The sequence below is a fragment of the Arthrobacter sp. NPDC058192 genome (assembly GCF_042883665.1).
Taxonomy (GTDB): domain Bacteria; phylum Actinomycetota; class Actinomycetes; order Actinomycetales; family Micrococcaceae; genus Arthrobacter.
On sequence record NZ_JBHVVJ010000014.1, the window covers coordinates 45191 to 70922 of the forward strand.

19 protein-coding genes, 1 tRNA gene and 1 pseudogene are annotated in these 25732 nt (G+C 68.3%); 10 read left to right on the forward strand and 11 right to left on the reverse strand.

Annotation, left to right across the window (positions count from 1 at the left end):
• Positions 1 to 5: 5 nt before the first annotated feature.
• The 3 genes from ACFVVK_RS14610 to glgC all read right to left on the reverse strand — a co-directional run bounded on the left by ACFVVK_RS14610 (position 6) and on the right by glgC (position 3556).
• A complete protein-coding gene (locus ACFVVK_RS14610) occupies positions 6 to 473 on the reverse strand; it encodes a pyridoxamine 5'-phosphate oxidase family protein (RefSeq protein WP_390268196.1) in 468 nt (155 codons plus the stop codon).
• A 113-nt stretch (positions 474 to 586) separates the two neighbouring features.
• Positions 587 to 2080, reverse strand: a complete 1494-nt coding sequence (locus ACFVVK_RS14615; RefSeq protein WP_390268199.1) for an SDR family NAD(P)-dependent oxidoreductase — start codon at positions 2078 to 2080, stop codon at positions 587 to 589.
• A gap of 60 nt (positions 2081 to 2140) precedes the next feature.
• Complete coding sequence (gene glgC / locus ACFVVK_RS14620) at positions 2141 to 3556, reverse strand: glucose-1-phosphate adenylyltransferase (RefSeq protein ID WP_390268202.1); 1416 nt, start codon at positions 3554 to 3556, stop codon at positions 2141 to 2143.
• A gap of 102 nt (positions 3557 to 3658) precedes the next feature.
• Here glgC and glgA point away from each other — a divergent pair, with 102 nt between their 5' ends.
• Positions 3659 to 4867, forward strand: coding sequence for a glycogen synthase (gene glgA / locus ACFVVK_RS14625; RefSeq protein WP_390268204.1), 1209 nt, complete (start codon positions 3659 to 3661; stop codon positions 4865 to 4867).
• Positions 4868 to 4986: 119 nt separating this feature from the next.
• Here the strand turns inward: glgA and ACFVVK_RS14630 are convergent, their stop codons facing one another.
• Positions 4987 to 7122 (reverse strand): acyl-CoA dehydrogenase, encoded by a 2136-nt coding sequence (locus ACFVVK_RS14630; RefSeq protein ID WP_390268207.1) that lies wholly within the window; start codon positions 7120 to 7122, stop codon positions 4987 to 4989.
• 49 nt (positions 7123 to 7171) lie between these two features.
• Positions 7172 to 7876 carry a TetR family transcriptional regulator gene (locus ACFVVK_RS14635; RefSeq protein ID WP_390268210.1) on the reverse strand — a complete coding sequence of 235 codons (705 nt, stop codon included), beginning with the start codon at positions 7874 to 7876 and terminating at the stop codon, positions 7172 to 7174.
• 52 nt (positions 7877 to 7928) lie between these two features.
• On the opposite strand from ACFVVK_RS14635, the gene ACFVVK_RS14640 reads away from it, so the two are divergent.
• From ACFVVK_RS14640 to ACFVVK_RS14650, 3 genes are read left to right on the forward strand one after another with little or no spacing between them, the layout of a single operon-like run.
• Positions 7929 to 9347, forward strand: coding sequence for an acetyl-CoA C-acetyltransferase (locus ACFVVK_RS14640; protein ID WP_390268213.1), 1419 nt, complete (start codon positions 7929 to 7931; stop codon positions 9345 to 9347).
• Between the two features lie 10 nt (positions 9348 to 9357).
• Positions 9358 to 10698, forward strand: a complete 1341-nt coding sequence (locus tag ACFVVK_RS14645; protein ID WP_390268216.1) for a 3-oxoacyl-ACP reductase — start codon at positions 9358 to 9360, stop codon at positions 10696 to 10698.
• Positions 10695 to 11624, forward strand: coding sequence for a MaoC/PaaZ C-terminal domain-containing protein (locus tag ACFVVK_RS14650; RefSeq protein WP_390268219.1), 930 nt, complete (start codon positions 10695 to 10697; stop codon positions 11622 to 11624). The genes ACFVVK_RS14645 and ACFVVK_RS14650 overlap by 4 nt, the downstream gene beginning before the upstream one ends.
• On the opposite strand, the gene ACFVVK_RS14655 is transcribed toward ACFVVK_RS14650, so the two are convergent.
• The 4 genes from ACFVVK_RS14655 to ACFVVK_RS14670 all read right to left on the reverse strand — a co-directional run bounded on the left by ACFVVK_RS14655 (position 11596) and on the right by ACFVVK_RS14670 (position 15058).
• A complete protein-coding gene (locus ACFVVK_RS14655) occupies positions 11596 to 12756 on the reverse strand; it encodes an aromatic acid exporter family protein (RefSeq protein WP_390268222.1) in 1161 nt (386 codons plus the stop codon). The two genes, ACFVVK_RS14650 and ACFVVK_RS14655, sit on opposite strands and share 29 nt — an antisense overlap.
• Before the next feature lie 68 nt (positions 12757 to 12824).
• Entirely contained in the window at positions 12825 to 13892 is a 1068-nt protein-coding gene (locus ACFVVK_RS14660) for a glutathione S-transferase family protein (RefSeq protein WP_390268225.1), read from the reverse strand.
• Positions 13893 to 13901: 9 nt separating this feature from the next.
• Positions 13902 to 14708: a M50 family metallopeptidase gene (locus ACFVVK_RS14665; RefSeq protein ID WP_390268228.1), complete on the reverse strand. Its 807-nt coding sequence runs from the start codon at positions 14706 to 14708 to the stop codon at positions 13902 to 13904.
• Positions 14705 to 15058, reverse strand: coding sequence for a TraR/DksA family transcriptional regulator (locus ACFVVK_RS14670; protein ID WP_390268231.1), 354 nt, complete (start codon positions 15056 to 15058; stop codon positions 14705 to 14707). The genes ACFVVK_RS14665 and ACFVVK_RS14670 overlap by 4 nt, the downstream gene beginning before the upstream one ends.
• Before the next feature lie 172 nt (positions 15059 to 15230).
• Between ACFVVK_RS14670 and malQ the strand changes: the two genes are divergently transcribed.
• The 4 genes from malQ to ACFVVK_RS14690 all read left to right on the forward strand — a co-directional run bounded on the left by malQ (position 15231) and on the right by ACFVVK_RS14690 (position 20785).
• Positions 15231 to 17459, forward strand: a complete 2229-nt coding sequence (gene malQ, locus ACFVVK_RS14675) for a 4-alpha-glucanotransferase (protein ID WP_390268234.1) — start codon at positions 15231 to 15233, stop codon at positions 17457 to 17459.
• 132 nt (positions 17460 to 17591) lie between these two features.
• A complete protein-coding gene (locus ACFVVK_RS14680; RefSeq protein WP_390268237.1) occupies positions 17592 to 18644 on the forward strand; it encodes an alkaline phosphatase family protein in 1053 nt (350 codons plus the stop codon).
• 279 nt (positions 18645 to 18923) lie between these two features.
• Complete coding sequence (locus ACFVVK_RS14685) at positions 18924 to 20039, forward strand: AI-2E family transporter (RefSeq protein WP_390268240.1); 1116 nt, start codon at positions 18924 to 18926, stop codon at positions 20037 to 20039.
• A 59-nt stretch (positions 20040 to 20098) separates the two neighbouring features.
• Positions 20099 to 20785 carry a TM2 domain-containing protein gene (locus ACFVVK_RS14690; protein ID WP_390268243.1) on the forward strand — a complete coding sequence of 229 codons (687 nt, stop codon included), beginning with the start codon at positions 20099 to 20101 and terminating at the stop codon, positions 20783 to 20785.
• A 121-nt stretch (positions 20786 to 20906) separates the two neighbouring features.
• Here the strand turns inward: ACFVVK_RS14690 and ACFVVK_RS14695 are convergent.
• Positions 20907 to 20989, reverse strand: a tRNA-Leu gene (locus ACFVVK_RS14695).
• Positions 20990 to 21153: 164 nt separating this feature from the next.
• Between ACFVVK_RS14695 and ACFVVK_RS14700 the strand changes: the two genes are divergently transcribed.
• Complete coding sequence (locus tag ACFVVK_RS14700) at positions 21154 to 22470, forward strand: M20/M25/M40 family metallo-hydrolase (protein ID WP_390268246.1); 1317 nt, start codon at positions 21154 to 21156, stop codon at positions 22468 to 22470.
• A 16-nt stretch (positions 22471 to 22486) separates the two neighbouring features.
• Positions 22487 to 23650 carry an acyl-CoA dehydrogenase family protein gene (locus ACFVVK_RS14705; RefSeq protein ID WP_390268249.1) on the forward strand — a complete coding sequence of 388 codons (1164 nt, stop codon included), beginning with the start codon at positions 22487 to 22489 and terminating at the stop codon, positions 23648 to 23650.
• A 31-nt stretch (positions 23651 to 23681) separates the two neighbouring features.
• Here the strand turns inward: ACFVVK_RS14705 and ACFVVK_RS14710 are convergent.
• A pseudogene (locus ACFVVK_RS14710) lies at positions 23682 to 25545 on the reverse strand (DUF222 domain-containing protein).
• Positions 25546 to 25732: the final 187 nt, after the last annotated feature.

Below are 25732 nucleotides of genomic sequence, written 5' to 3' on the forward strand. Positions count from 1 at the left end.
CAGCGCTATTCAAACCTGGAGCGGCGCGGGTCCGTGAGGCGTGTGGTCCACACATCGGGCCTGTTGACCTTGAAGCGCCGTCCCGTGAGCGCCCTGGGAGCCACCCGTACATAATAGGGCTTCTCGCCGGGCTGCCAGGGTTCCAGGAGCAGGGCGTCCACGGCGTCCTTCTCGGCCTGGTCCCCGAGGAGCTCGGCGTCGCCGCGGGCCATGACGCTCCACGCGGTTTCCTCATGGGCGTCGTACCCGTCGATCTCGAAAGCCACCGGCTTGGCCGTGATGGCGCCCCACAGTTTCGTGCCCCCGGCGGTCCGAAAGACAATCGCGCGGCGCTCCAGCACGAAGTTCACCGGAAAAATTTCCGGATGATTGTCCACGATCAACGCCACGCGTCCCAGGGTTTCGGTTTCGAGCAGTTTCCAGCACTGGTCCATGGTGAGCGAGTAGTCCGGCGGGGGCGTCGTGGTGTCCATGGACAGCCACGCTACCTACTGGCCCGTAGCCCCAGCAGGGCCATAAGGCCCGCGCCAGGCACGGGCGGTGTCCCCGCAAGGTCCAGGCCTGCGGGTCCGGCCGTGCCCGCGGCTCACCAGGGGCTGGGCTTGTAGTCCTTGAGGAAGACGCCGTACTGGTCCTCGCCGGCCTCGCCCATCACGATCGGGTCATAGACGCGGGCGGCGCCGTCAACCAGGTCCAGGGGCGCGTGGAAGCCCTCCTCCATGAGGCGGACCTTGGTGTAATGCGGGCGCTCGTCGGTGATCCAACCGGTGTCCACCGCCGTCATGAGGATGCCGTCGGCGTCGAGCATTTCCTGGGCGCTGGTGCGCGTCATCATGTTCAGCGCCGCCTTGGCCATGTTGGTGTGCGGGTGTCCTGGGCCCTTGTAGGCGCGGGAGAACTGGCCCTCCATGGCACTGACATTGACGATGTATTTGCGCCGCGCGGCGGACCGCTTCATGGCGCCGCGCAGGCGGCTCACCAGCAGGAACGGGGCGGTCACGTTGCACAGCTGCACTTCGAGCATCTCCAGCGGATCCACTTCGTCCACCACCTGGGTCCAGCTGTTGATCGTGGCGAGGTCCGGCACCAGCCCGCCGGCGTCGATCGCGGTTCCCGAGGCGATGCGCTCCAGCGAGGCGGAGCCGGTGGACAGGGCGAGGGAGGTGACGGCGTCCCCGGCCAAGACAGGGTGGTCGAGCACGCTGCTGGCCAGGGCCAGCGGGTGCTTGTCGTGCGCGTGGCCGAACGTCACGAGTTCCGGGCCCCCGTTGGCAGCCTGGAGGGCGGCAGGCAGTGGCTCGTCCTCGGCGTCGACAAGGGGCTTGTAGGCGTTGCCGGAGCGCCGCACCGTCTGGGCCGCGTTGTTGATGATGATGTCCAATGGCCCCGCTGCGTCGAGGGAATCCGTCAGGGCCATCACCTGGGACGGGTCGCGGAGGTCGATGCCCACGATCCGGAGCCTGTGCAGCCAATCGGCACTGTCTTCCATGGCGGCGAAGCGGCGGGCGGCGTCCTTGGGGAAACGCGTGGTGATGGTGGTGTGGGCGCCGTCCCGCAGGAGCCGGAGCGCGATGTACATGCCGATTTTGGCCCGCCCCCCGGTCAGCAAGGCCCTGCGGCCGCTCAGATCGGTGCGGGCATCGCGCTTGCTGTGGCTGAACAGGGCGCACTCCGGGCACAGCTGGTGGTAGAAGGCGTCCACCTGGGTGTAATGCTGCTTGCAGATGTAGCACGGACGGGACCGAATGAGATGGCCGGCAATCTCGCCGGTCGCGGAGGGGGCGAGCTTGTTGCCGCGCGTCTCGTCGTCGATCCTGTCCGGGGCCGCCGTCGCAGTCTGGGCGATCACGGCACGGTCCGCTTCTGCGATCTCATCCCGCTTGGCGACCCGCCGGTGGCGCTTGACCGCCTTGAACATCTTCCCGGTGGCGCGCCGGACGGACACGTAGTCGGGGTGTTCCTCGTCGTACGCGTGGATGGTGTTCAGGACCTTCAGGCAGGCCCGGATTTCCTCGGCGGTCAGCGCCGCAGGTGCAGACTCGGCGGGAGGAAGTTCGGAGGACGGATCGGGGGAGCTCATTGCCCCAATTTTACAGGGTGCGGAAGCCCGGTCCGACGCCGGTGCCGGGCTCCCGCCGACCTATGCGCTGGACGGGTGCCTGCCCTGGGTGTCGGTGCCGGCCGCGGCGGCCTGCACTTCGGTGGCCCTTTTCACGGATTCCCGCGCTTCGGGCCAGTGTTCGGTGGCGGCGCGGACGGAGTCCGGGACGAGATGGAGGTTTGCCGCGGAGAGCGCGCGTTCTTCGTCGCCGGGCTCCGGGACATGCTGCCCCTTGGACAGGACCGTGATCCCGGACTCGGTGACCTTGAACCCGCGGGCGCGGTCAAGGTCAGCGTCAAGGCCGATCGCGGCACCGGGCGGAATGGTGACGTTCTTGTCGATGATGGCGCGCTTGATCACGGCGCCCTCGCCGACGTTGACCTTGTCCATCAGGACCGAGTCCAGGACCCGGCTGGAGTTGCCAATGTAGGCGTCGTTGGAGATCACGGAGCCCTCGACAATGCCACCCGAGACGACGACGCCGCTGGCCACGATGGAATCCAGCGCCGTACCGACCGAGTTGGTCCTGCCGCGGACGAACTTCGCCGGCGGGGAGATGCTCTGGCGGGTGTAGATCGGCCACTCGGAGTTGTAGAGGTTGAACACCGGCACCGGGGAGATCAGGTCCATGTGGGCGTCGTAGAACGAGTCGATGGTGCCGACGTCCCGCCAGTAGGTGCGGTCCCGTTCGGTGGAACCGGGAATGTCGTTCAGGGTGAAATCGTAGACGCCGGCCTCGCCCTGCGAGACGAAGTAGGGAATGATGTCCCCGCCCATGTCGTGCTTGGTGTCGAGGCGTTCGGCGTCGACGTGCAGGGCTTCGACCAAGGCGTCGGCGTTGAAGACATAGTTGCCCATGGAGGCCAGGAACTGGCTGGGGTCGGCCGCGAGGCCGGGGGTGGAGGACGGTTTCTCGACGAAGGCTGAGATCTTCTGCGGGTTGTCCGGGTCCGTCTCGATGACGCCGAACTGGTCCGCCATGTGCAGCGGCTGGCGGACGGCGGCGACCGTCGCCTTGGCTCCGCTGGCCACGTGTTGCGCCACCATCTGGGAGAAGTCCATGCGGTAGACGTGGTCGGCGCCGACCACGACGACGATGTCGGGGTTGGCGTCCTGGATCAGGTTCAGAGACTGGAAGATCGCATTGGCACTGCCCAGGAACCAGCTCTTGCCGACGCGCTGCTGGGCCGGAACCGAGGCTATGTAGTTGCCCAACTGGGTGGACATGCGCCACGTTTCGGAAATGTGCCGATCAAGGCTGTGCGATTTGTATTGCGTCAGCACCACAATTTGCAGGTACCGAGAATTCACAAGATTTGAAAGGGCAAAGTCAATGAGCCGGTAGCTTCCGGCAAAGGGCACGCCCGGCTTGGCCCGGTCAGCCGTCAGTGGCATGAGCCGGTTTCCCTCGCCACCTGCGAGGACAATTGCCAAGACTTTCTTTTGATGCGGCATGGTGATCGCTCCTGAACGCCTTCGTTGCTCCCCAATACTGTCCGGCATGCCCGAACGTCTTCACACTAGATCAGTTCCACCGTAACGACTACCTTGGTGCTTGTGCGAATAGACATTGTGACTAAAGAATTCCCGCCGGAAATCTACGGCGGCGCCGGAGTCCACGTGGCGGAGCTCAGCCGAGTGCTGGCCCAGCGCGTGGACCTACAGGTGCGTGCCTTCGGCGCGACCCGTGAGCCCGGGTATCACGGAGCGACGGTGACGTCCTACTCCGTGCCTGAGGACCTGGGCTCAGCCAACGCCGCCATCCAGACCCTGGGGGTGGACCTGAGGATCGTTCCGGACGTCGCCGGAGCGGACCTGGTGCATTCCCACACCTGGTACGCCAACATGGCCGGGCACATTGCCGCGTTGCTCCACGGCATCCCGCATGTGCTCAGCGCTCACAGCCTGGAACCGCTGCGCCCGTGGAAGGCCGAGCAGCTGGGCGGCGGCTACGCGGTGTCCTCCTGGGTGGAAAAGACCGCCTACGAATCCGCCGCCGCCATCATCGCCGTCTCCGAAGGCATGCGCCAGGACATCCTGCGCAGCTACCCGGACGTTGATCCGGCCAAGGTCAAGGTGGTCCACAACGGCATTGACGTCAGTCTGTGGAACCGGGACGAGGGCGAGGACGCCGTCCGGGCCCTCCGCATTGACCCCTCGCTGCCGAGCGTTGTGTTCGTTGGCCGCAACACGCGGCAGAAGGGCGTGCCCTACCTGCTCCGGGCCGCCGCCAAGCTGCCCGCCAACGTGCAGCTGGTGCTGTGCCTCGGCGCCGCCGACACGCCGGAGCTGGCCGCGGAGACGGCACGCCTCATCGAGGAGCTGCAGAGCAAGCGCACAGGCGTGGTCGTGGTGGAGCGGATGCTGCCCCGCAACGAGCTCATCCAGGTCCTCAGCCACGCGACGGCGTTCGCCTGCCCGTCGATCTACGAGCCTTTGGGCATCGTGAACCTGGAGGCGATGGCATGCGGCGCCGCGGTGGTGGCCAGCGCCACCGGCGGCATTCCCGAGGTCGTCGAACACGGCGTGACCGGGCTGCTCGTGGAGCTGGAGCAGGTCACCGACGGCACGGGCACCCCCCTGGATCCGGAGAAGTTTGTCACGGAGTTCGCCGCCGCCCTGACCGAGGTGGTGTCCGATCCTGCCAGGGCGAGGGCCATGGGTGAGGCCGGACGGCGCCGCGCCGAGGAGCACTTCTCCTGGGAGTCCATCACGGAGACCACCTTGGAGGTTTACCGGTCGGTCCTGCCGGAGTCCGTCTCCTGACCGGCAACTAACGAACGACGGCGCCACCCCCCGCGCGGGGAGTGGCGCCGTCGTCCGTTAACCCTTTCTGGTGGCCCTTCTTGGTGACAGGCGCGGCTGAAAAGGCGGCAGCGAGGCGGTCAGGGCCGCGCGGGCTTCCGGTGGCCGGCGGTGCGGGCGAGCAGGATCTTCTCATCCAGCGGCGCCTGCCCGCTGGCCCGCTGCCGGCGCAAGTACTCTCTGGCCTCGTCCTGGCGTGCCTTCTCGGCACCCGTGGCGATCTCCGCGCGGAGGTGCTCCGGCCCGTACCCGAAGGCGTCCACCAGGTCCACGGCGTGCGGGCGGATTTTCACGAGCAGCCGGTTGATGTACTCGCCCACCGTGCGGCCGCGCTGCATCGACAACCGGCCGTTCATGAGGTACCAGGACAGGTTCTTTTCGATGAGGGACAGGCCGAAGAGATCGCGCAGCCAGGTCAGGACCCGGCGCGTGCCGGGATCCGCAACTTTGCCGAGGGCGTCGGTGAAGGCCTCCCACTGCAGCAGTTCGGCGTGCGCCTGGGCGGCTTCGATGAGCTCGTGCTGGTGGGCGTTGAACAGGGCGGCGCCCTGCTGCTGCGGAAGCCTGCTGGCCCCCTTGAGCGCGGCGCCCGCCTGGGCCACCATGGTCTGGACCCGGTCCGTCAGGAGGGCCCGCTGGCTCGACTCGTCCCGGATGGCAATTGCCGCCTTCTGTGCCAAGCCGGAATCAGCCACGAACTGGGCCACCTGGCGCAGCCCGCTGCGGTGCAGCGCGGTTCCCGTCGCCTGGGTCACCACATAGCGGGCCAGGACGCCGACGTTGACGTTGCGGAACTCCTTGGCGTAGTCGGCGAGCAACCGCTTGGCGACGAGCTGCAGCAGGACCGTGTTGTCGCCCTCGAAGGTTACATACACGTCGAGGTCGGCGCGGAGGGAGGCGAATCGGTTCTCGATCAGGAAGCCGGCGCCGCCGCAGGCTTCACGGCATTCCTGCAGCGTGTCCAGGGCATGCCAGGTGCTCAGCGGCTTGAGCGCCGCGGCCAGGGTCTCGAGGTCCTGCCGGTCCTCGTCGGAGTCGTGCCGGCCGGAGAAGACGTCGTCGAATTTCTCCAGCAGCTGTTCGTGCGCGAAGCTGGCCGCGTAGGTGGTGGCCAGCCGGGTGAAGAGCCGGCGCTGGTGCCGCTGGTAGTCCAGCAGGACTTCCTCGTCGGTCTGGGAGGAGGCATTGAACTGCCGGCGCTCTGTGGCGTAGCGGATGGCGGTAGTAACGGCAAGCTTCGAGGCGGCCACGGCAGCGCCATCGAGGGACACCCGGCCCTGGACGAGGGTGCCGAGCATGGTGAAGAAGCGCCGGCCCGGGCTGGCGATGGGGGAGGTGTAATTGCCGTCGGCGTCGACATCCCCGTAGCGGTTGAGCAGGTTTGTCCGCGGGATGCGGACGTTCGAGAAATGGAGCCGGCCATTGTCGATGCCGTTCAGGCCGCCCTTGACCCCGTCGTCCTCGCCGCCGATTCCGGGCAGGAATTCCTTGGTGGCGGGGTCGCGGAGGTCCACATAGAAGGCGTGCACACCGTGGTTCACGCCCTTGGTCAGCAGCTGGGCGAAAACGACGGCGCCCAGGCCGTCGATGGCGGCATTGCCGATGTAGTCCTTCCAGGCGGCCCGGAACGGCGTGTGAACCACGAATTCGCCGGCGGCGGGGTCGTATGTGGCCGTGGTGGCGATACTGGCGACGTCGGAGCCGTGCCCGGTCTCGGTCATGGCGAAACAGCCGGGAATCGCCAGGCTCATGATGCCCGGCAGCCACTTCGTGTGGTGTTCCTCGGTGCCCAGGTGCATCACGGCCGAGCCGAAGAGGCCCCACTGGACCCCGGCCTTGATCTGCAGGGAAGGATCGGCGGTGACCAGCTCCTCGAAGCCTGCGACGTTGCCGCCGTGGTCGTCATTGCCGCCAAGCGAAGACGGGAAGGCACGGTGGACCGCCTCGTTGCGCACCAGGTGCTCCAGTTGCCCGAAGGCCCGCCTGCGGTGTTCAGTGTGCGTCAGGCCCTCGATTTTGTGCAGTTCCGGCTGGCCGGACACCGCCCGGGCGTGCCGGCGTACGTCCGCCCATTTGCCGAGCAGCTGTTCGCCAAGGGCAGCGACGTCGACGGCGGGCACCTCCGCAAGACCGGATCGGACGGCGGCCGCGCCGTCCGCCGGGGTGGGGGTGCGGCCGGACGGGCCGCCAGCGGTTCGGTCGGCTAGATCAGTCATGTCGCTTCCTTCTTTGGTTCTGACAATTCAGTTCGTTCGGCGGGACGGTTCATTGGCGCGTCCGCAGTTCGGGGGCGATCCCGAAGCAGAGCCAGTCCGTGATCTGCCGCGCCATGGCCTCCTGGTCAGGCCTGGAAGGTCCCGGCGGGCTGGCGAGCCACTGTTCGCCGGCGTTTCGCACCAGGCCGATCGCCGCATTTGGCCAGTAGCCAATCACTGCTTCCTTGTCCTGGCCGCCGCCGAGATGGCTGCGCATGGGCCGGGCAATCATGTCGCTGATGGCCGCGAAGAAATGGCTCAGCGCACCGGCGGTGGACACGGGCGGGACCGCCGTTTCCGCCTCGCCGGGGGCGTGGCGCGTGACGAACGCGTAGACATTCGGGCTGGTCTCGGCCATCTGCAGGTACGCAGACACCATGGCGAACAGGCCTTCCCGTGGCGTCTGGGCGCTCCGGGCCGCCTCCTCAATGCGGTGCTGCATCTGGCTCAGAACCACCTCGCCCACGGCCTGCTGAAGTCCTGCCTTGTCACCGAAATAGCGGTAGAACACAGACTTAGAAGTCCCCGCGGCGATGGCAATCTCCTCCATCGACGCGTCGCTGCCCAAGGCGTGGACGGCTTTCCGGGCGGACTTGATGAGTTCCCGGCGCCGTTCCTCGCGGTGCGACTGCCAGCGGGACGCGCGGCCGTCGACGGGGGGCACGCTGGCGGTGTCCAATGCCGGTCGGGGGCGGGGGTTGTTCACGATACCCATCGTATCAGGTACGCTGGGTATCGGTAACCGCTTTGATCGAAGGAGACAGCCCATGTCCGTCAACGGACAGTCAGATCCAGGACAGTCAGTACCCGGACCCCGGGAACCGGCCGCCGCAACGTCTTCTGCGCAGAGCGCCATAGGCGGCGATACAACGGACGCCGCGGCGGCGCCGGGGGTCCGCCGGGCCGTGGTGGTGGGCGGCAACCGCATCCCGTTTGCCCGCACCGGCGGTGCGTACACCAAGTCCTCCAACCAGGACATGCTTACCGCGGCGCTGGACGGCCTGATTGCCCGGTTCGGGCTTCAGGACGAGCGGATCGGCGAAGTCGCGGCCGGTGCCGTCCTTAAGCACTCCCGGGACTTCAACCTCACCCGGGAAGCAGTCCTGGGTTCGGCGCTGTCTGCCGAAACCCCGGCCTACGACCTCCAGCAGGCCTGCGCCACTGGCCTGGAAACCGTTCTCGGCCTGGCGAACAAGATCAAACTGGGCCAGATCGATTCCGCGATCGCCGGCGGCGTGGACTCGGCTTCCGACGCGCCCATTGCTGTCAGCGAGGGGCTCCGCGAGGTGCTTCTGGACCTCAACCGCGCCAAGACCGTCTCCCGGAAGCTGCAGGTCCTCAGCCGGCTCCGGCCCAAGGATCTGGCCCCCGATGCCCCGAACACAGGGGAGCCCCGCACCGGCCTGTCGATGGGCGAGCACCAGGCGCTAACCACCGCGCAGTGGAAGATCACCCGCGAGGCCCAGGACGAACTCGCCTTCAACAGCCACCAGAATCTGGCCGCGGCCTACGACGCAGGCTTCTTCGATGACCTCCTGACCCCGTACCGGGGCCTGACCCGCGACTCGAACCTGCGGGCTGACACGAGCCTGGCGAAACTGGCCACGCTCAAGCCCGTTTTCGGCAAAACCCTGGGCGCCGAAGCGACCATGACGGCCGGAAATTCCACCCCGCTGACGGACGGCGCTTCCACTGTCCTGCTCGCGTCAGAGGAATGGGCCGACGCGCACGACCTGCCCAAGCTCGCCGCCGTGGTCGATGGCGAGGCCGCCGCCGTCGACTTTGTGCACGGCAAGGACGGGCTGCTCATGGCGCCTGCGTTCGCGGTGCCCCGGCTGCTCGCCCGCCACAACCTGACCCTTGCGGACTTCGACTTCTTCGAGATCCACGAGGCCTTCGCCGGCACGGTGCTGAGCACCCTTGCCGCATGGGAGGACGAGGAATTCGGCCGCACTCGGCTGGGCCTGGACGGCGCTTTCGGCTGCATAGACCGCTCCAAGCTCAACGTCAACGGCTCCTCGTTGGCTGCGGGACACCCCTTCGCTGCCACGGGAGGCCGGATCGTGGCGTCACTGGCCAAGATGCTGCACGCCAGGGGCCAGGTCAACGGCCGTCCCGCCCGCGGGCTCGTCTCCATTTGCGCGGCCGGCGGCCAGGGCGTCGTCGCGATCCTCGAAGCGCTCTAGGGAGAACCGGATGAGTGACAAGTACACCCAGTTCGTCAGCCACGGACTCGGCAAGGACATCGCCAAGCGGCTGGGCCTGCCGCAGCCGGTGGCCCTCCGGCGGCACCAGCCCGGCAGCCCCCTCATCGACGGTCCGGTCCTGGTCCAGGGGTCAACCAGCGGCGCGGACAGCCTCGCCGCAGCCCTCCTCGGCTGGAACCTCGATGTCCGCCGCCACGCGATTCCCAAGGAAAAGCTCGGCGCCATCATTCTGGTGCTCGATGAGCTGGCGCATCCCGCAGACCTGGAGAAACCGGTCCTGACCGCCGCCACGTCGCTGCGCGATCTCGCCCCGAACGCCCGGATTATCAGCGTATCCCGCACCGCAGGCTCGGCGCCGGATCCGGCAACGGCCGCGGCCCGGCAGGGCGTGGACGGTCTTCTGCGCTCCCTGGCCAAGGAGCTGCGCGCCGGTGCGACAGGAAACGGCATCCTGCTCGCGGATGGCGCGGAAGCGACGAGCCCCGGAACCCTGGGGGCATTGCAGTTCTTCCTGTCGGGCCGCTCGGCGTTCGTGGACGGGCAGTTCCTGACCGTCAGCTCCGCTTCCGGCCGGCTGACCGACGACGCCGACAAGCCCCTGGCCGGCAAGGTCGCCGTGGTCACCGGCGCGGCCCGGGGCATCGGGGCCGCGATTGCCCGCACGCTGTACCGCGACGGCGCCACGCTGATCCTCGTCGATATCCCGGCAGCCGGGGACCACCTCGCAAAGGTGGCGAACGAGGTCCACGGGACAGCCCTGCAGCTGGACATCAGCCGCAACGACGCCGGCCAAAGGATCATCGAGCATGCCCTCACACGCCACGGCCGGCTGGACATCGTGGTCCACAACGCCGGGATCACCCGGGACAGGCTCCTGGCGAACATGGATGCGGAGCGCTGGAACGCCGTGATCGCGGTCAACATCGCCGCGCAGCTGCGGATTAACGAGGCCCTCCTGGACTCGGAGCACCTCCCCGACGCGCCGCGGATCGTGTCCGTGGCGTCCACCAGCGGGATCGCGGGCAACCGCGGCCAGACCAACTATGCCGCGTCCAAGGCCGGGGTGATCGGCATGGTCCGCGCCACGGCTCCGCTGATCGGCGGGCGCGGCGGGTCCATCAACGCGGTGGCTCCGGGGTTCATCGAGACGGAGATGACCGCGCGGATTCCCTTCGCCACCCGCGAAGTGGCCCGCCGGCTCAATTCGCTGCAACAGGGCGGCCGGCCCGGCGACGTCGCGGAGGCCGTCGCGTTCCTGGCCAGCGACGCCGCCGGCGGCATCACCGGCGAGGTCCTGCGTGTCTGCGGGCAAAACCTGGTGGGCGCATGAGCAGTTCGCAGACCGTCATCCTCGCGGAGCTGCCGGCCCTCTCGAAGCTCTACGTCAACGCCGCGGCCGCGGCCGCACGGCGCCGGATCCTGGGCGCCCACGGCGGCACGGAACTGCCGGCCTACACCCACGAAGTCCGGGGTGTGAAAGCCGACGTCACCAACCTGACTGCCTACCAGCACCTGATCGGCGAGACCGCGAGCGACGTCCTGCCTGCCGGGTTTATCCATGCGCTGGCCTTCCCGCTGGCCATGAGCGTGCTGAACCGGGACGACTTTCCGCTGCCTCTGCTGGGCATGATCCACCTGGGCAACAAGGTGGTGCAGTCCGCGCCGATTCTGTTCACCGAGGCACTGGACATCCGCTCCCGGGTGGAGAACCTGCGGGGCCACCGGGCCGGCACCCAGTTCGACGTGGTGGCGGAGGTCCGCGCCGCCGGGAAAGCCGCCGCCGGGCAAAAAGAAATCCGCTGGCACGGGGTGTCGACGTACCTGGCCAAGGGTGTGTTCCTTCCCGGGATCGACAAACCCTCGGTGCCGGCTTCGCCGCCGCCGTTCTCGGCACCGGATCCCACGGCCCTCTGGCAGCTCGGCGTCGACACCGGCCGCGCCTACGCCGCCGTGTCCGGGGACTTCAATCCCATCCACCTGAGCGTCCTGACGGCCAAGGCCCTGGGGCTGCGCCGGTCCCTTGCCCACGGCATGTACCTGGCGTCCCGGGCGCTGGCCGACGTCGGCGCCGCCAAGGGTGACTCGTTCAGGTGGGACGTGGCCTTTGAGGCGCCGGTGTTCCTGCCCGCCCGGGTGGCGCTGGATATCAGCACGGTGCAGGCCGACGGCGGCGCGTGGCAGCGCTCCGATTACGTGGCGTGGAACCCGCTTTCGGGCCGCCGGCACTTCAGCGGTTCCGTGGCGTCGCTGCCCTAGCCTGCGGCGCTTCGGGATGGGCGGACCTGACCACCCGCAGCATGCGGTGGAGGCTCACAAGGATGGATTCCACAGCACTGGGGGCGTCCTGAGTGTGGACTTCGGAGCCGAGCGTGGTGGTGAGCGCGCTGATCGCCGCCTCCGCGGAGCTGAGAAGCTCGGCCCGGCGCTCCCGATCGGCGTCCTCCAGATCGCGCAGCACATCGCCGACTGCGGTCACGGCGTCCCCGAGCGGCTCCGTGCAGGCGTCAGGGATCACGAAGGGGGTTTCCTCGGCCCAGATGACATCCGAGAGGACCTGCGTCACGTCCTGGATATGGAAGGTGAGCCGCTCCAGCTCCCGCAGGTTCTGGTAGTCGAGCTCCAGGTTGCGCGGATGCAGGCGGCGGCGGGGATTGGCCTGGCGGCTGGCGTCGGCCTTCTCGACGGCGAGACGGACGGAACGGGCATGCGCCGCAAGCGCTTCGGATCGCCGGGACCAGTCTTCGTGTTCCGGCGGCCAGCTTTCCTTCAGCGCCTGGCCCATGTCCCACAGTTGCTGGGCGAGGGCCTGGCGCAGCTCCGCGATACTCAGGGCCGCCGCCCGGAAGTGCAGCGGCGGGAAGACGAGAAGGTTCACGACGATACCCACCGTGACGCCGACGCCCATCTGGAAGAGGTAGCCGAAGGAGAATGTGTCCGGGTTGTGTCCGCCGACCAGCAGGACCAGAAGCGCCGCCGTGGGGATCCAGTCCCGGCCCGAGCCGATCCGCGGAAGTCCGGCCAGGATGACGCCGAGACCCATGACCACGGCGACGGTCAGCGGCGACGGCTCGCCGAGGCTGAACAGCATGAACGCGAGCCCGACCCCAATCGCCAGGCCGACGAGCGTCTGCAGGCCCTGGCGCATGGACCCGGCAACGTTCTCATACATGGCCACGAGGGCGCCCAGCGGAGCGTAGTAGGGGTACTCGGCGGCGGAGCCGGGCATGAAGGGGGCGACCGCGAAGGCGATGCCTGCGGCCAGGCCGGCCTTGACGGCCAGATGGAGCCGGGGCCACAGCACCGCGGCGGACAGCGCGCTCGACAGTTTTCGGGCCCATCTGCGCGGTGCGGAGGGCGGAGTGCCGTCTGTCTTTTCTGGAATGGCCATCCCCGCCACCCTAGGACCGGGTCATTGCTGCGACAAATGGAAAAACCCGGATCCCCAGATAAATGTCCTCAGGCCGCGCCGTGACCCGGGGTGACCTCTTCGCCGGCCCGGACCGGTCCCGGCGGGGTGCCGATGCCGAACGGCCGCCCGCCTAGCGCCTCGCGGCCGTGTGCGGTGAGCCAGGTTCCCAACTCCGGCCCGCGGGGGACCACTCCGGTGGGATTGATGTCCTCATGGACGATGTAATAGTGCTGCTTGATCTGCACGAAGTCGACGGTGTCGCCGAACCCGGGGGTCTGGAAGAGGTCGCGTGCGTAGGCCCAAAGCACCGGCATCTCGCTGAGTTTCTGCCGGTTGCACTTAAAGTGCCCGTGGTAGACGGCGTCGAAGCGCACCAGGGTGGTGAAGAGGCGGACATCCGCCTCGGTGATGGTGTCGCCGACGAGGTACCGCTGCCCGGCAAGGCGCTCCTCGAGCCAGTCCAGGGCCGTCCACAGCCGGTCGTACGCGGCGTCGTAGGCCTCTTGGGAACCGGCGAAGCCGCACCGGTAGACGCCGTTGTTCACCTCCGTGAAGACGCGCCTGCTGACGGCGTCGATTTCCTCCCGCAGGTGCTCCGGGTACAGCTCCGGCGCGCCGGTCCGGTGGTACTGCGCCCACTCGGTGGAGAAGTCAAGCGTGATCTGAGGGAAGTTGTTGGTCACCACCTGCCCGGTGGGAACGTCCACAATCGCCGGAACGGTAATCCCGCGAGGGTAGTCCGGGAAACGGCGGAAGTAGGCGTCCTGGATGCGCTCGATCCCAAGCACCGGATCCTTGCGATCCGGGTCCAGGTCGAAGGTCCAGGACCGGGCGTCATGGGTGGGACCGGGCTGGCCAAGCGAGATGACGTTCTCGAGGCCGAGTAGCCGCCGCACGATCACCGTGCGGTTGGCCCACGGGCAGGCCCGCGCTGCGATGAGCCGGTACCGGCCAGGCTCCACGGGCCAGCCGGGTTCGCCGTCGTTGCCGGGGGCGCCGTCCCGGGTGATCCGGTCCTCAATGTAGTTCGTGTCGCGGGTGAATTCCGCCCCGCCGGTCACGTAGGCGCCTTTGGTGCTGAATCCAGGGTCGTTGGGGTGGCTGATTTTGCTCATGGTCCCAGCCTAAGGCCGGAATTGCACTGCCCGGACAGAATTGAACTCGCCCAGCAAGGCGGCAAACACCGGCGCCATGGGCTGCCAGGCAAACCACCAGGCGCCTGCCACCACGGCAGCGAAGAGGGCGATCCACACCGCTGCGGGGACCGACGTGGCCCGGGCCAGCAGGTACGCGTCCGACGTCGGGAGCCTCTCGCGGTGCCGCAGATGCACGTTGGCGAGTTTCCCCAGGTCCCTGAGGGCAGCCACCAGGAGCGCCAGGCCCAGCACGATCATGACGTGCCCGTTGAACACCGGCGGCACCAGCAGCACCAGAAGCGCCGAGGCCAGCACGGCGCCGGCCGTGATGAGGAGGCCCACACCGTTGCGAAGGAACAAGAATGATGCCAGAAGGATCAGCGTGCCCACTGACATCGCCGCCGGACCCCAGCCGTTGAAGCCGCACCAGACCATCGCGGCGCCAACGACGGCGGGCACCGGGTAACCCCAAAAGGTCGACCAGACGGCGGAGAGGCGGCTCCTGCTGTACGTGGTGGTGGTGCCCGAATGGTCCAGGCGTAGATGGATGCCGCCCAGGCGCTGGCCCGTGGTGAGGGCGGCGAAGGCGTGGCCCAGTTCGTGGGTCACGGTGGCGACCAGGCCAAAGTAGCGCCAAGTGAGGCGGGGCAGCGACACGGCGACGGCCAGCAGGATCACGACGGCGAGCTCGGTGCTGGTCACATGGGGGCTGGGGGCGTGGGTGAAACCGGCAAGGATCCGCTCCCACCACGTCTGGGCAAGGTTGGGTTCCCCGGCCAGACCGAGCGCGGTCATGCCCTGCCCGCGGCATGCTGGATGCAGTACGGGGTCCAGGGCCTGGCCTCCAGCCGGCCCTCGGGGATCACCGCACCGCACACTTCGCAGATCCCGTAGGTCCCTTGTTCCATCCGGCCGAGGGCAGCGTCGATTTGCGCCAGCCCTGCCCTGCTTTGCTCCAGGAGTGCGGACGCCTGGGAGAGTTCGAAAGCAATCGTGGAACCCTCGGGGTCGTGCTCGTCGTCGACGTTGGAGTCCCGGCGGGCGGCACTCACCGCGGTGATGTCCCCGCGGAGGGCCGGTAAGAGGGCAAGCTTCCGGTCGCGTTCCTCCTGCAGGAGGATCCGGAACCGTTCGACGTCAACCATAGGATGCAAGGCTAGCGCGGGCACTGTAGCGGCGTCTAAACGGCGTCCAAACAAGGGGCGGGCCGAAAGAGCCGGCCGCGCCCCGGCCGCGGAGGTAACGGAGGAACTGGGAGGCAAATCCCATCTCCACGGAGGGGGCGCGGGGCTCGGGGGCAGCGTCTAGAGTGGGCGGATGGCGGACCTTACGGATCAAGAGAACCCCGACCTTTCCTCGACGACCGGGGGCGCCGGGCGTCCCGGGAACACTGACACCGCTGGACCCGATATCGGCCTATTGCGCGAACTTGCCGCAGCCCATGGTGTCGGCACCAGCTACTGGGGCTGGGACGGAGCGGAGCACGCCGTGTCTGCGGATACCCTCCGCAGCGTCCTGGCGGCCTTGGGAGTACCGGCCAACGGGCCTGCAGAGCAGCAGCGCTCCCTTGCGGAGACGCGGCTGGCGCCGTGGCGGCGCCTCCTCCCGCCGGTCCTTGTCATCAGGGAGGGTGAAGAGGCCCACGTGAACGCCCACGTCCCGCACGGAACAGGCGTGAGGGTCTGGGTCGAGGCCGAAGACGGCGGGAGGTACGAGGCCGAGCAACAGGAAAACTGGGAAGAACCGGTCGACGTCGACGGTGTGCTCACGGGCCGTGCGACGTTTGCCCTCCCACCCCGGCTTGGCCTCGGCTGGCACACCCTGGTGGCTGACGCCGACGGCACCACGGCGCAATGTCCGTTGGTTGTGACGCCCGCGCGGCTGCAGACCCCGGCGCGGCTCGCCGGGCGGCGCATCTGGGGGCTGACGGCCCAGCTTTACTCCGTGCGGTCCTCCCGGTCCTGGGGGATCGGCGACTTTGCGGACCTCACCGACCTCGCCGCTGTCTCTGGCGAGCAGGGGGCGGGCTTTGTGCTGGTCAATCCGCTCCATGCCGCCGAGCCGGCACCGCCCGTGGAAGACTCCCCGTACCTGCCCGCCACCCGGCGCTTTTTCAATCCCCTGTACCTGCGGGTCGAGGAAATCACCGAGTACAGCTACCTCGACGCGGCCGGTCGCGCCGAGGTATCCCGCCTGGCCGAAGGCCTGGCGGCGGCCAACCGGGCGGGGGACCTGCTGGACCGCAACGCCAGCTACGCGGCGAAGCTCGCTGCACTGGAACTCGTCTTCGCGGTCCGCCGCGGCCCGGCCCGCAGCAGACAGTTCGCAGTCTTCTGCGCCGGGCAGGGGCAGGGACTCGAAGACTTTGCCCTGTGGTGCGCGCTCGCCGAACAGCTGCCGCCGTCGGCCGCGGAGTGGGCGGGAGCGGCGGCTAACCCGGCGACGCCGTACTGTGCCGAGCAGCGCTCAAAGCTCGCCGCCCGGATCGAATTCCACCGCTGGCTCCAGTGGCTCTGCGACGAGCAGCTTGAGGCGGCACAGCGCTCCGCACGCCATTCGGGGATGGACATCGGGGTCGTTCATGACCTCGCGGTCGGCGTGAAACCTGGCGGCGCCGACGCCTGGACCCTGGCGGACGTCCTGGCCAAGGGCGTAAGCGTCGGCGCGCCGCCGGACATGTTCAACCAGCAGGGCCAGAACTGGTCCCAGCCGCCGTGGCACCCGGGGCGGCTCGCCGAATCCGGCTACGCCGCCTACCGGGACATGCTCCGCAACGTGCTGCGGCATGCCGGGGGCATCCGGGTGGACCATATCCTCGGCCTGTTCCGGCTCTGGTGGATCCCTGAGGGCGCCGGCCCGGGCGGCGGCACGTACGTTTATTACGACCACGAGGCTTTCATCGGCATCCTGGCGCTCGAGGCTCAACGGGCCGGGGCGATCGTGATCGGCGAGGATCTGGGCGTGTTCGAGCCGTGGGTTCGGGATTATCTGGCCGAGCGGGGCATTTTCGGCACATCGATCCTCTGGTTCGAACACGACGCGGACGGCCCGATCCCGCCGGAACGCTACCGCGAGCAGTGCCTGACCAGCGTCAACACCCACGATTTGCCCCCGACGGCGGGCTACCTCGCCGGGGAGCACGTCACCTTGCGCGAATCGCTGGGCCTGCTGGGACGCCCCGTGGAGGAAGAACGGGCGGAAGCAGTGGCCGAGCAGGAGGCCGTGCTGTCCCAGGTCCGGGGGCGTGGACTGCTGGGCGGCGCCGGCGACAGGGACGTCACTGGCCGCACTGACGTCCGGGCGACGGTCGAGGCGCTCTATGCCTACACGGCGCTGGCCCCGTCCTCACTGCTGGGCGTTGCGCTGGTGGACGCGGTGGGGGAGTACCGGACCCAAAACCAGCCCGGCACGAGCACGGAGTACCCCAACTGGCGCATCCCGCTGGCCGGTCCCGGCGGCGTGGTCCTGATCGATGACCTGCCCGCCAACGAGCGGTTCCTTTCCCTCGCGGGCACCGTCCGCAGCGCCCTCCAGCCCGGGACCTGAAGCGGTTCCGGTTCCGGTTTTGGGACAGACGTCGGGACGGGAGCCTGCAACCTGAGCCGGGCCTGTGATCCCGCCGTTGCCGAGCGTTCGGAAGCCATTGGCCAAGGTGCAGCACGCCGCTAGCATGATTCGATGAACAGGATGGGCCGACGCTCTTTGGCCGCCGGTTTGGCGCTGGTGATGCTGCTGGCGGGCTGCACGCCGGGGTTGCCGTCTGGGCCCGGCAACCCTGCGCCGGCTACGGAGTCCGCACCCCCCGAATCAGCGCCTTCCGAATCAGCGCCTTCCGAGCCCGGCACGGCCCCCGCCGCCTCGGCACCGCCGTCGTCCCCGTACTTCGCCCAGCCGGCACCGCACCCGGCTCCGGTCGCGCCGGGGCAGCCGGAACAGCCCGGCAAAGGCGGAATCCGGCACGTCGTCGTCATCGTCCTGGAAAACAAGGCGGCATCGGAAATCCTCGGTGCCAGCGAAGCGGGCTACTTCAACCAGCTGGCGGCAGAATATGCACTCGCAACCAACTACCAAGCGATCATGCACCCGAGCCTGCCGAACTATCTCGCCCTGACCAGCGGAACCAACGCGGGGATTACCAGCGACTGCAATCCCAGGTCCTGCACGGCGGATGTGCGGTCCATCGCCGATGAGATCACGCAGTCCGGGCGGACATGGAAAATGTACGCCGAGACCATGCCCGGCCCCTGTGTTGCGCGGGACTACGGGGCTTACGCGGTAAAGCACAACCCATTCATGTACTACCCATCGGTTACCGGCGACAAGGCCTCGTGTGCGGACCACGTCGTGCCGTTCGACCGGCTGGAGCAGGATCTGCAGTCGGCCTCCTCCCTCCCGGATTACGCCTTCATCAGCCCCAACATGTGCCACGATACGCACAACTGTCCGATCAGCACTGGAGACGACTGGCTGTCGCGACAGGTGCCGAAGATCCTCGGGTCGCCCGCCTTCACTACGCAGAACTCGCTGCTGGTAGTCACCTGGGATGAGGGAAGCGACGACGACAACCGGGTGGCCACGATTTTTGCGGGGCCGGCCGCCCGGAAAGGCTTCACCTCCAATGCCGCGTACTCGCACTACTCATTGCTGCACACCATCGAGGAGGCATGGGGCCTGCCGCCCCTGACCGACAACGACCGCGATGCCCCGGTGATGCGCGAACTGCTCAATTAGCGGTTCCAGACAACGGCCCGGATCCTCCCGGCCGACGCACAGAAAGCGGTGCCCATAATGGTCCCGAAGCTCCGGCCAACCGCTATTTGGCCGGAGCTTCGCCACGTGGGCCGCGGGCTGCGGCGCGTGCGGCCATGGCCTGCAAGAAAGGGGCTTTGGGCACAGGCCGAGCGGGCGCGGACGTTCCTACAATGAATACTGGCGGCGCAGGCCGCGGCCGGCGGGGGCAACGGCTGCGCCGGAATCAACCGCCGTGCCCCGACTATAGGGAGAACCCCTATGACCGAACCCCGCGCCCGCATGCCGGCTATCTGGTCGGACGGACTCGGTCGTGCCAGCATCCGGTCCGTCCAGGCCCTGGCGGTGGCCGCACTCGCGTCGGCGATCATCTGGGCCGCCACCCGGGTCCCGCTCGTCATCATCCCGGTCCTGATCGCCGCCATCCTTGCCGCCGCGATCTCCCCGCTGGTCCGCTGGCTCACTAGGCACGCCTGGCCGCGTGCCCTCGCCGTCGTCGCCGCGTTTGTGGCCATCCTCGCCGTCGTTGGCGGCATCATCGCAGGCATCGTGGTCCTGGTCTACAACCAGTGGTCCGAGCTCTCGGCCCGCGCCGCTAGCGGGGTTGACCAGCTGCACACCTTCCTGAACAACGGGCCTTTTCCCGTCAGCGACAGGCAGATCACCGCCGCCGTCGATTCCGCACGGGAGTTCTTCACGTCCAGCACTTTCGGCGCAGAGGCCCTCACCGGGGCGCGCACCGTGGGGGACATCTTCGCGGGCGTGGTGCTGACAGCCGTGACCTTGTTCTTCTTCCTCAAGGACGGGCCCGAGATCCGGACCTTTCTCATCGGGTTCCTTCCTGCCGGCCACCGCGCCAAGGCACGCCTGGCCGCGGACCGCAGCACCGCCGTCCTGGGCGGGTATGTCCGCGGTACCGCCATCGTTGCCGCGATCGACGGCCTCACCGTCGGGATCGTCCTTGCCATCATGGGAGTACCGCTGGCCCTCCCGCTCGGAGTGTTTATCTTCATGGGCGGATTCATCCCGATCGTCGGTGCCACGGTCGCCGGCACCCTCGCCATCGTCGTCGCGCTGATCTCCAACGGCCTCGTCCAGGCGCTGATCGTTGTCGCCGTCGTTATCGGCGTGAACCAGCTCGAACACCATTTCCTGCAGCCCGTCCTCATGGGCAAAGTGCTCAGCATCCATGGGCTCGCCATCCTGCTCGTCCTGGCCGCCGGCACCATCGTCGCCGGCATCGTCGGCGCGCTGCTGGCCGTGCCGATCACCGCCGTGGGATGGACTGTCCTCAAGACCTGGACCGGCCGAGATCCGCTGCCAGGCCCCGAACCCCTGCCCGGCCCAGAGTTCCCTGCTGGCGAGGCCCTCGAGTAACCTGCCCGGGCCTATCCCGAAGCATGGACATGCCAGCGCAGCTGTTCGACAATCGGACTATGCCCGTAGCCGAGCAACGTGGGCTGTTCTTCGACGGCGACCTGCCGCCGCAGCGATCCCTGCGCACCGCGTGGGTGCTGGCCTTTTTCCTTGGCTTCACGGGCGCGGACCGGTTTTACCTGCGCCGGCCCGTCACCGGCATCCTCAAGACGCTGACCCTCGGGGGCGCCGGCATCTGGTGGCTGATTGACCTGTTCCGGATCACCAAAGAATACGCCGCAGACGGTGCTTCCATGCCGTTGTCCGGGACTGACTCACTTCGTCGCGGACTGCGCCTGGCCTCTGCCGTCCTGGTTGTTGCCCTCGCGGGCATTGCGATCTACGCCCTGGCAACACCCGTCACCGGAACCGTCACAGCCACCGTGACGGCCCTGAACGCTCTGCTGAACCCGGCCCCGCCCCCACCGGTAAAAGAGTGGGTCACCGTCGCGGAGGCCTCCGGCGCTAAACCTCCAAAGCCGGTCGTGACGGTCACCGGCAGGCTCCATATGGAGTACACGTTCACCGGGCCGACCGTTGTCTACCTCCAGCCGCCGAAGGGACCTGCCATCACCGTTCTTTCCCAGGTCAGGGCCCGCCCCGGGGCAATCAACGTCACCTTGCCGCCGGGAACATACAAGCTCATCATCAGCACCACGGGCACCTCCTGGAAGCTGAAAGCCGAGGAGTTCCGACTTCCCGGGTAGCGGCACTGTGGGCGATGCATGCACCGGACTGCTGGGGACCCGTGGCCCATAACTGGCGCGCACCTGCCGGGAAACATAAAAAAACCCCTGGAATCCGTTGGATTCCAGGGGTTTTCCCTTGTGCGCGGAGGGGGACTTGAACCCCCACCCCCTTTCGAGGACTAGCACCTCAAGCTAGCGCGTCTGCCATTCCGCCACCCGCGCAGGTGGTAATTCCGGGATCGTTTTCGCCTTTCAGCGTTTTGCTTTTCTCGGAAGCAGCGAGAAAGACTCTAGCACGACTTTTCCGGAAACAAATAATCGGGGCTCGCGGGGGGTGTGTGGGTAGGCTGATGCAAGCAATGAGCCACCCGCCACGAGGAGCCGCAATGAGTGATAACCGGACTGAGATCAGGGCCGAGGACGAGGTCGTCAGGATCTGCCAGGAGCTGATCCGGATCGACACGTCCAACTACGGTGACGGCTCCGGCCCCGGGGAACGCGCAGCCGCCGAGTACACCGCCGGGCTCATGGCGGAAGTCGGGCTGGACGCCGAAATCTTCGAGTCGGCCCCGGGTCGCGCCAGCGTGGTCACCCGGCTGGCGGGGGAGGACCCCTCCGCCAGCGCCCTGGTGGTCCATGGCCACCTGGACGTTGTTCCGGCCCTGCGCGAGCAGTGGTCGGTGGATCCGTTCGGCGCCGAACTCAAAGACGGCCTCATCTGGGGACGCGGCGCCGTGGACATGAAGGACATGGACGCCATGATCCTCTCCGTGTTGCGCAACTTTGCCCGCACGGGCCGCAAACCCAAACGGGACCTCATCTTCGCGTTCTTCGCCGACGAGGAAGCCGGCGGAACCTACGGCGCCCGCTACGCCGTCGACAAGCGGCCCGAGCTTTTTGAGGGTGCCACCGAGGCGATTTCCGAGGTCGGCGGCTTTTCCGCCAACATCGGCGGCCAGCGCACGTACCTGCTCCAGACGGCCGAGAAGGGCCTCTCCTGGCTCCGCCTCGTCGCCCACGGCCGGGCAGGCCACGGCTCCCAGATCAACACGGACAACGCCGTGACGCGGCTCGCCGGCGCGGTCTCCAGGATCGGCGCCTACAACTGGCCAATCGAGCTCACGCCCACCACCCGGCAATTCCTCGACGGAGTCACCGAACTCACCGGCGTCGAATTCGACCCGGATGATCCGGACAAGCTCCTCAAGGAACTCGGCACGGTGGCCCGCTTCGTCGGCGCCACACTGCAGAACACCACCAACCCCACCCTGCTCAAGGGCGGCTACAAGCACAACGTCATTCCGGAATCGGCCGAGGCCCTGGTCGACTGCCGCACCCTGCCCGGACAGGAGGAGCAGGTGCTGGAAATCGTCCGGGAGCTGGCCGGGACCGGCGTGGACATCAGCTACGTGCACAACGACGTCTCGCTCGAGGTGCCTTTCGCCGGGAACCTCGTCGACGCGATGATCGATGCCCTTCACGCCGAAGACCCCGGCGCCAAGGTCCTGCCCTACACGCTCTCCGGCGGAACCGACAACAAGTCCCTGAGCAGGCTCGGCATCACAGGCTACGGCTTCGCCCCGTTGATGCTGCCGGATGAACTCGACTTCACCGGCATGTTCCACGGCGTCGACGAGCGGGTCCCGGCAGACTCCCTCAAATTCGGCGCCCGCGTGCTGGACACCCTGCTCACCAACTACTGAGAGCGGACAAGCAGGCATGACGCCCGAGGACATCCTTCCCGAACCGCTGCTCGAACGGATCCGCGGCCGGGCCGCGGGTTATGACCGCGACAACGCTTTTTTCCACGAGGACCTCGCGGAGCTGAAGGCCGCCGGTTACCTGAAGGCCTTTGTGCCCGCGGCCGACGGCGGGGGCGGGCTGGGGCTGGCGGAGACAGCCCAGCTGCAACGCAGGCTCGCGACGGCGGCGCCGGCCACCGCCTTGGCGGTCAACATGCACCTGGTGTGGACCGGCGTCGCGCACGTGCTCGGCGCCCGGGGTGACAGCTCGCTGGATTTCGTCCTAAGGGAAACAGCGCAAGGGGAGGTTTTCGCCTTCGGCAATTCGGAGGCCGGCAACGACTCCGTGCTCTTCGATTCGCGCACCGAGGCCGTCCCTTTGCCCGGCGGCGGCTACAGCTTTACCGGCCGCAAGATCTTCACCAGCCTGTCACCGGCCTGGACGCGGCTGGGGATCTTCGGGAAGGACGCGACCGCCGCAGACGGCGAGGGAGAGCTCGTCCACGGGTTCATCACAAGGGAAACCCCCGGGTACACGATCCTGCCGGACTGGGACACGCTCGGCATGCGGGCCAGCCAGTCGAATACGACCGTCCTGGACGGCGCCGTGGTGCCGGGGGAGCGGATCTTCAGGAAACTGCCGGTGGGCCCGAACGCCGACCCCCTGATTTTCGCGATCTTCGCGTGCTTCGAGACCTTGCTCGCGGCGGTGTACACGGGCATCGGGGAGCGGGCCCTCATGCTCGGCGTGGACGCGGTGAAGCGCCGCACGTCCTTCAAGAACGGCGGCCGCAGCTACGCCCAGGACCCTGATATCCGCTGGAAGGTGGCCGAAGCGGCGATGGCGATGGATGCTATCTATCCGCAGCTGTCCAGCGTGGCGGCCGACGTCGACGACCTCGTGGACCACGGCGGCCAGTGGTTCCCCCGGCTGGTGGGCCTGAAGGTGCGGGCGACGGAAACTGCCCGTACCGTGGTGGATCTCGCCATTCGGGTATCCGGGGGCTCCAGTTACTTCCGCGGCTCCGAGCTGGAGCGGCTCTACCGGGACGTGCTGGCCGGCATGTTCCACCCCTCGGACGACGAATCCGCGCACAACACCGTGGCGAACGCCTGGCTGGGACCACTCGAAACCCCCTAGGTGAGTACGTCCCGTTCAGGCACATTTTGGTTCAGGCATGTTGGAGCGGGAGGTCTTCGGGGAAGAAATCATCGAGGGCTTGCCAGCCCGGATTGTCTGTGTCCGTGTCCGCGGCAGGGATCGGATGCGCGGCCGTGAATTGATACCAGTCTGGGAGGGGATCCGGGGGCATCTCCGGTCCTGGATCCGGGGGCAGCTCCTGTTCGGGATCGCGGCCGGGTTGGTCCGGCGGTGGCGGCAGCTCCAGCTCCGACACGGGATCTCGACTTTGTGCCTCGGCAGCCGGGATGTGTCCGGGCCGATACTCGGGCCAGGGCTCGGGCCAGTGGGGTGGTTCCCAGTCCTGGTGTTCGGCGGCGTAGTTCCGCCCGGTGGGTGAGGTCCAGCCCGGCGGGTGGTCTTTGCCGGCTGCGGTGGGTGTCCAGACGGTGCCGTGTTTGAGCCGGTGATGTTTCGGGCAGGGCTGGCCCAGGTTGGTGATCCCGGTGGTGCCGCCGTCGGCCCAGGCCAGCAGGTGGTCCGCTTCGTTGTCCAGGGAGTGGTTGCTGCAGCCGGGGAACGGGCATTTGCCGTCGCGGAGCCGGAGCCAGTGGCGCATGGCCTTGGTCAGGCGGTAGCTGGTCCGGCCGATTTCCAGCGGTGCGCCGTCGCGGGGGTCGGTCAGGACCCGGTAGAAGGAATCGGCCCCGTCGGCGATCAGGCGCCGGGCCATCGAGGGCGGAATCGGCCCGTAGCCGTCCAGGACCGCGGGTTCCTCGGTGGCTCCCAGCAGGGACAGCACCGGGACGGTCAGCAAGACCTGCGCCCGCGGGGCCGGCACACCCCCGACCACACACCCACCCAAACCCCCGCCCGTGCCGGTTCCACACGGACCGGTGCCACCCGGGCGGGTTCCGCCGCCGGGTATTCCGTCGCCGGTTCCGTGAACACTCCCGCCGTTGGTACCGGGTCCTGTGGTGTTGTTGGTGAGGAGCCAGGTGGCGGTGACGTCGGCGCGGAGCTGGCTGAGGGTCCGGGCCTCGGCCGGGCCCTGCAGGGCGCGGGCCGCGGCGGTGGCCCGGTCCCAGATTCCCGCGGCGGTGCCGGCCGGGAGGCAGGAGGAGAGCCAGGCCATGCCGTCCCGGTCCGGGGCGTATTCGACCCGGCGGTCCGCGGTACTGCGGGTGTGGCGTGTCTCGATGCTGGCCGGGTGGTGGCGTTCGCGCCAGGTGCGGGCCTTGGCCCGGAACCGGGACGGGACCAGATCCCCGGCGGCGCAGCCGCGGGCCGGGTCCGGGGCGCCGGGGTCCAGGAAGTGCGCCTCCAGGCCGGCCGTCCCGACCGCGTCCAGGCCGGTCGTCGATGAGGATCCGGGCGTGCTGCCAGGAGATCGTGCCGGCCTGCAGGGCCGCCAGGGTCCGCGGCAGCGCCGTGGTCAGTGTCCGGGCGTCGGCGAGCAGGGCCCCGGCAGCGCGTTCGCTGACCGTGAGCACACAGGCGACTTCGGCGACTACCGCCATCTCCTGGCAGGTGGCATCGTGCGGGGACGCCGCGGGCTGAGCGAGGGCCCGGGCCGCGTCGAGGTATCCGGCGGCCAGCCGGACCTTCAGCGCGGCGGTGGTGGCCTCCAGCCGGGCGACCCCGGCCAGCCCGTCCAGGCACCTTTCCGCCAGCGCCCGCAACGGATCGGCATCCCGCAGCGGGCCGGGGCCGGCGCCCGGCGCATCAGGGCGGTCAGACCCCGCGCCGGACGAACCAGGGCGGCCATCCCCGGAACCTAGGGAAGCAAACAGCGCTCCGGCGCAGCCAGCCCGCGCGGCAGCGAACGCGGCGTCGGCCGCCACGGCCTCCCTGGCTTCCGCGCTCCGGTTCTCTGCACTGCAGTGTCCCGTGCTAAATGCTGCTGCGCCTTCCATACCCACGGCATCCTACGAAGCACCGACATTTTTGGGTGGTGCCCGCCCGAAGACACCGGCACTGGTGGATGCCTCAAGAGTGGTCAGTCGTCAATCGAGGAACGGGCCACACAATCACAGACGCGCGCACAGCCCCGCGCCGAACCTGTGCCCTGGTTACGCCCATCGGGCCACCAGGCCAAGCCGG

Coding starts and splice junctions, on each gene's coding strand:
- ACFVVK_RS14610 (WP_390268196.1), bottom strand. CDS start 473: ATGGACACCACGACGCCCCCGCCGGACTACTCGCTCACCATGGACCAG.
- ACFVVK_RS14615 (WP_390268199.1), bottom strand. CDS start 2,080: ATGAGCTCCCCCGATCCGTCCTCCGAACTTCCTCCCGCCGAGTCTGCA.
- glgC (WP_390268202.1), bottom strand. CDS start 3,556: ATGCCGCATCAAAAGAAAGTCTTGGCAATTGTCCTCGCAGGTGGCGAG.
- ACFVVK_RS14630 (WP_390268207.1), bottom strand. CDS start 7,122: ATGACTGATCTAGCCGACCGAACCGCTGGCGGCCCGTCCGGCCGCACC.
- ACFVVK_RS14635 (WP_390268210.1), bottom strand. CDS start 7,876: ATGGGTATCGTGAACAACCCCCGCCCCCGACCGGCATTGGACACCGCC.
- ACFVVK_RS14640 (WP_390268213.1), top strand. CDS start 7,929: ATGTCCGTCAACGGACAGTCAGATCCAGGACAGTCAGTACCCGGACCC.
- ACFVVK_RS14645 (WP_390268216.1), top strand. CDS start 9,358: ATGAGTGACAAGTACACCCAGTTCGTCAGCCACGGACTCGGCAAGGAC.
- ACFVVK_RS14650 (WP_390268219.1), top strand. CDS start 10,695: ATGAGCAGTTCGCAGACCGTCATCCTCGCGGAGCTGCCGGCCCTCTCG.
- ACFVVK_RS14655 (WP_390268222.1), bottom strand. CDS start 12,756: ATGGCCATTCCAGAAAAGACAGACGGCACTCCGCCCTCCGCACCGCGC.
- ACFVVK_RS14660 (WP_390268225.1), bottom strand. CDS start 13,892: ATGAGCAAAATCAGCCACCCCAACGACCCTGGATTCAGCACCAAAGGC.
- ACFVVK_RS14665 (WP_390268228.1), bottom strand. CDS start 14,708: ATGACCGCGCTCGGTCTGGCCGGGGAACCCAACCTTGCCCAGACGTGG.
- ACFVVK_RS14670 (WP_390268231.1), bottom strand. CDS start 15,058: ATGGTTGACGTCGAACGGTTCCGGATCCTCCTGCAGGAGGAACGCGAC.
- malQ (WP_390268234.1), top strand. CDS start 15,231: ATGGCGGACCTTACGGATCAAGAGAACCCCGACCTTTCCTCGACGACC.
- ACFVVK_RS14680 (WP_390268237.1), top strand. CDS start 17,592: ATGAACAGGATGGGCCGACGCTCTTTGGCCGCCGGTTTGGCGCTGGTG.
- ACFVVK_RS14685 (WP_390268240.1), top strand. CDS start 18,924: ATGACCGAACCCCGCGCCCGCATGCCGGCTATCTGGTCGGACGGACTC.
- ACFVVK_RS14690 (WP_390268243.1), top strand. CDS start 20,099: ATGCCCGTAGCCGAGCAACGTGGGCTGTTCTTCGACGGCGACCTGCCG.
- ACFVVK_RS14700 (WP_390268246.1), top strand. CDS start 21,154: ATGAGTGATAACCGGACTGAGATCAGGGCCGAGGACGAGGTCGTCAGG.
- ACFVVK_RS14705 (WP_390268249.1), top strand. CDS start 22,487: ATGACGCCCGAGGACATCCTTCCCGAACCGCTGCTCGAACGGATCCGC.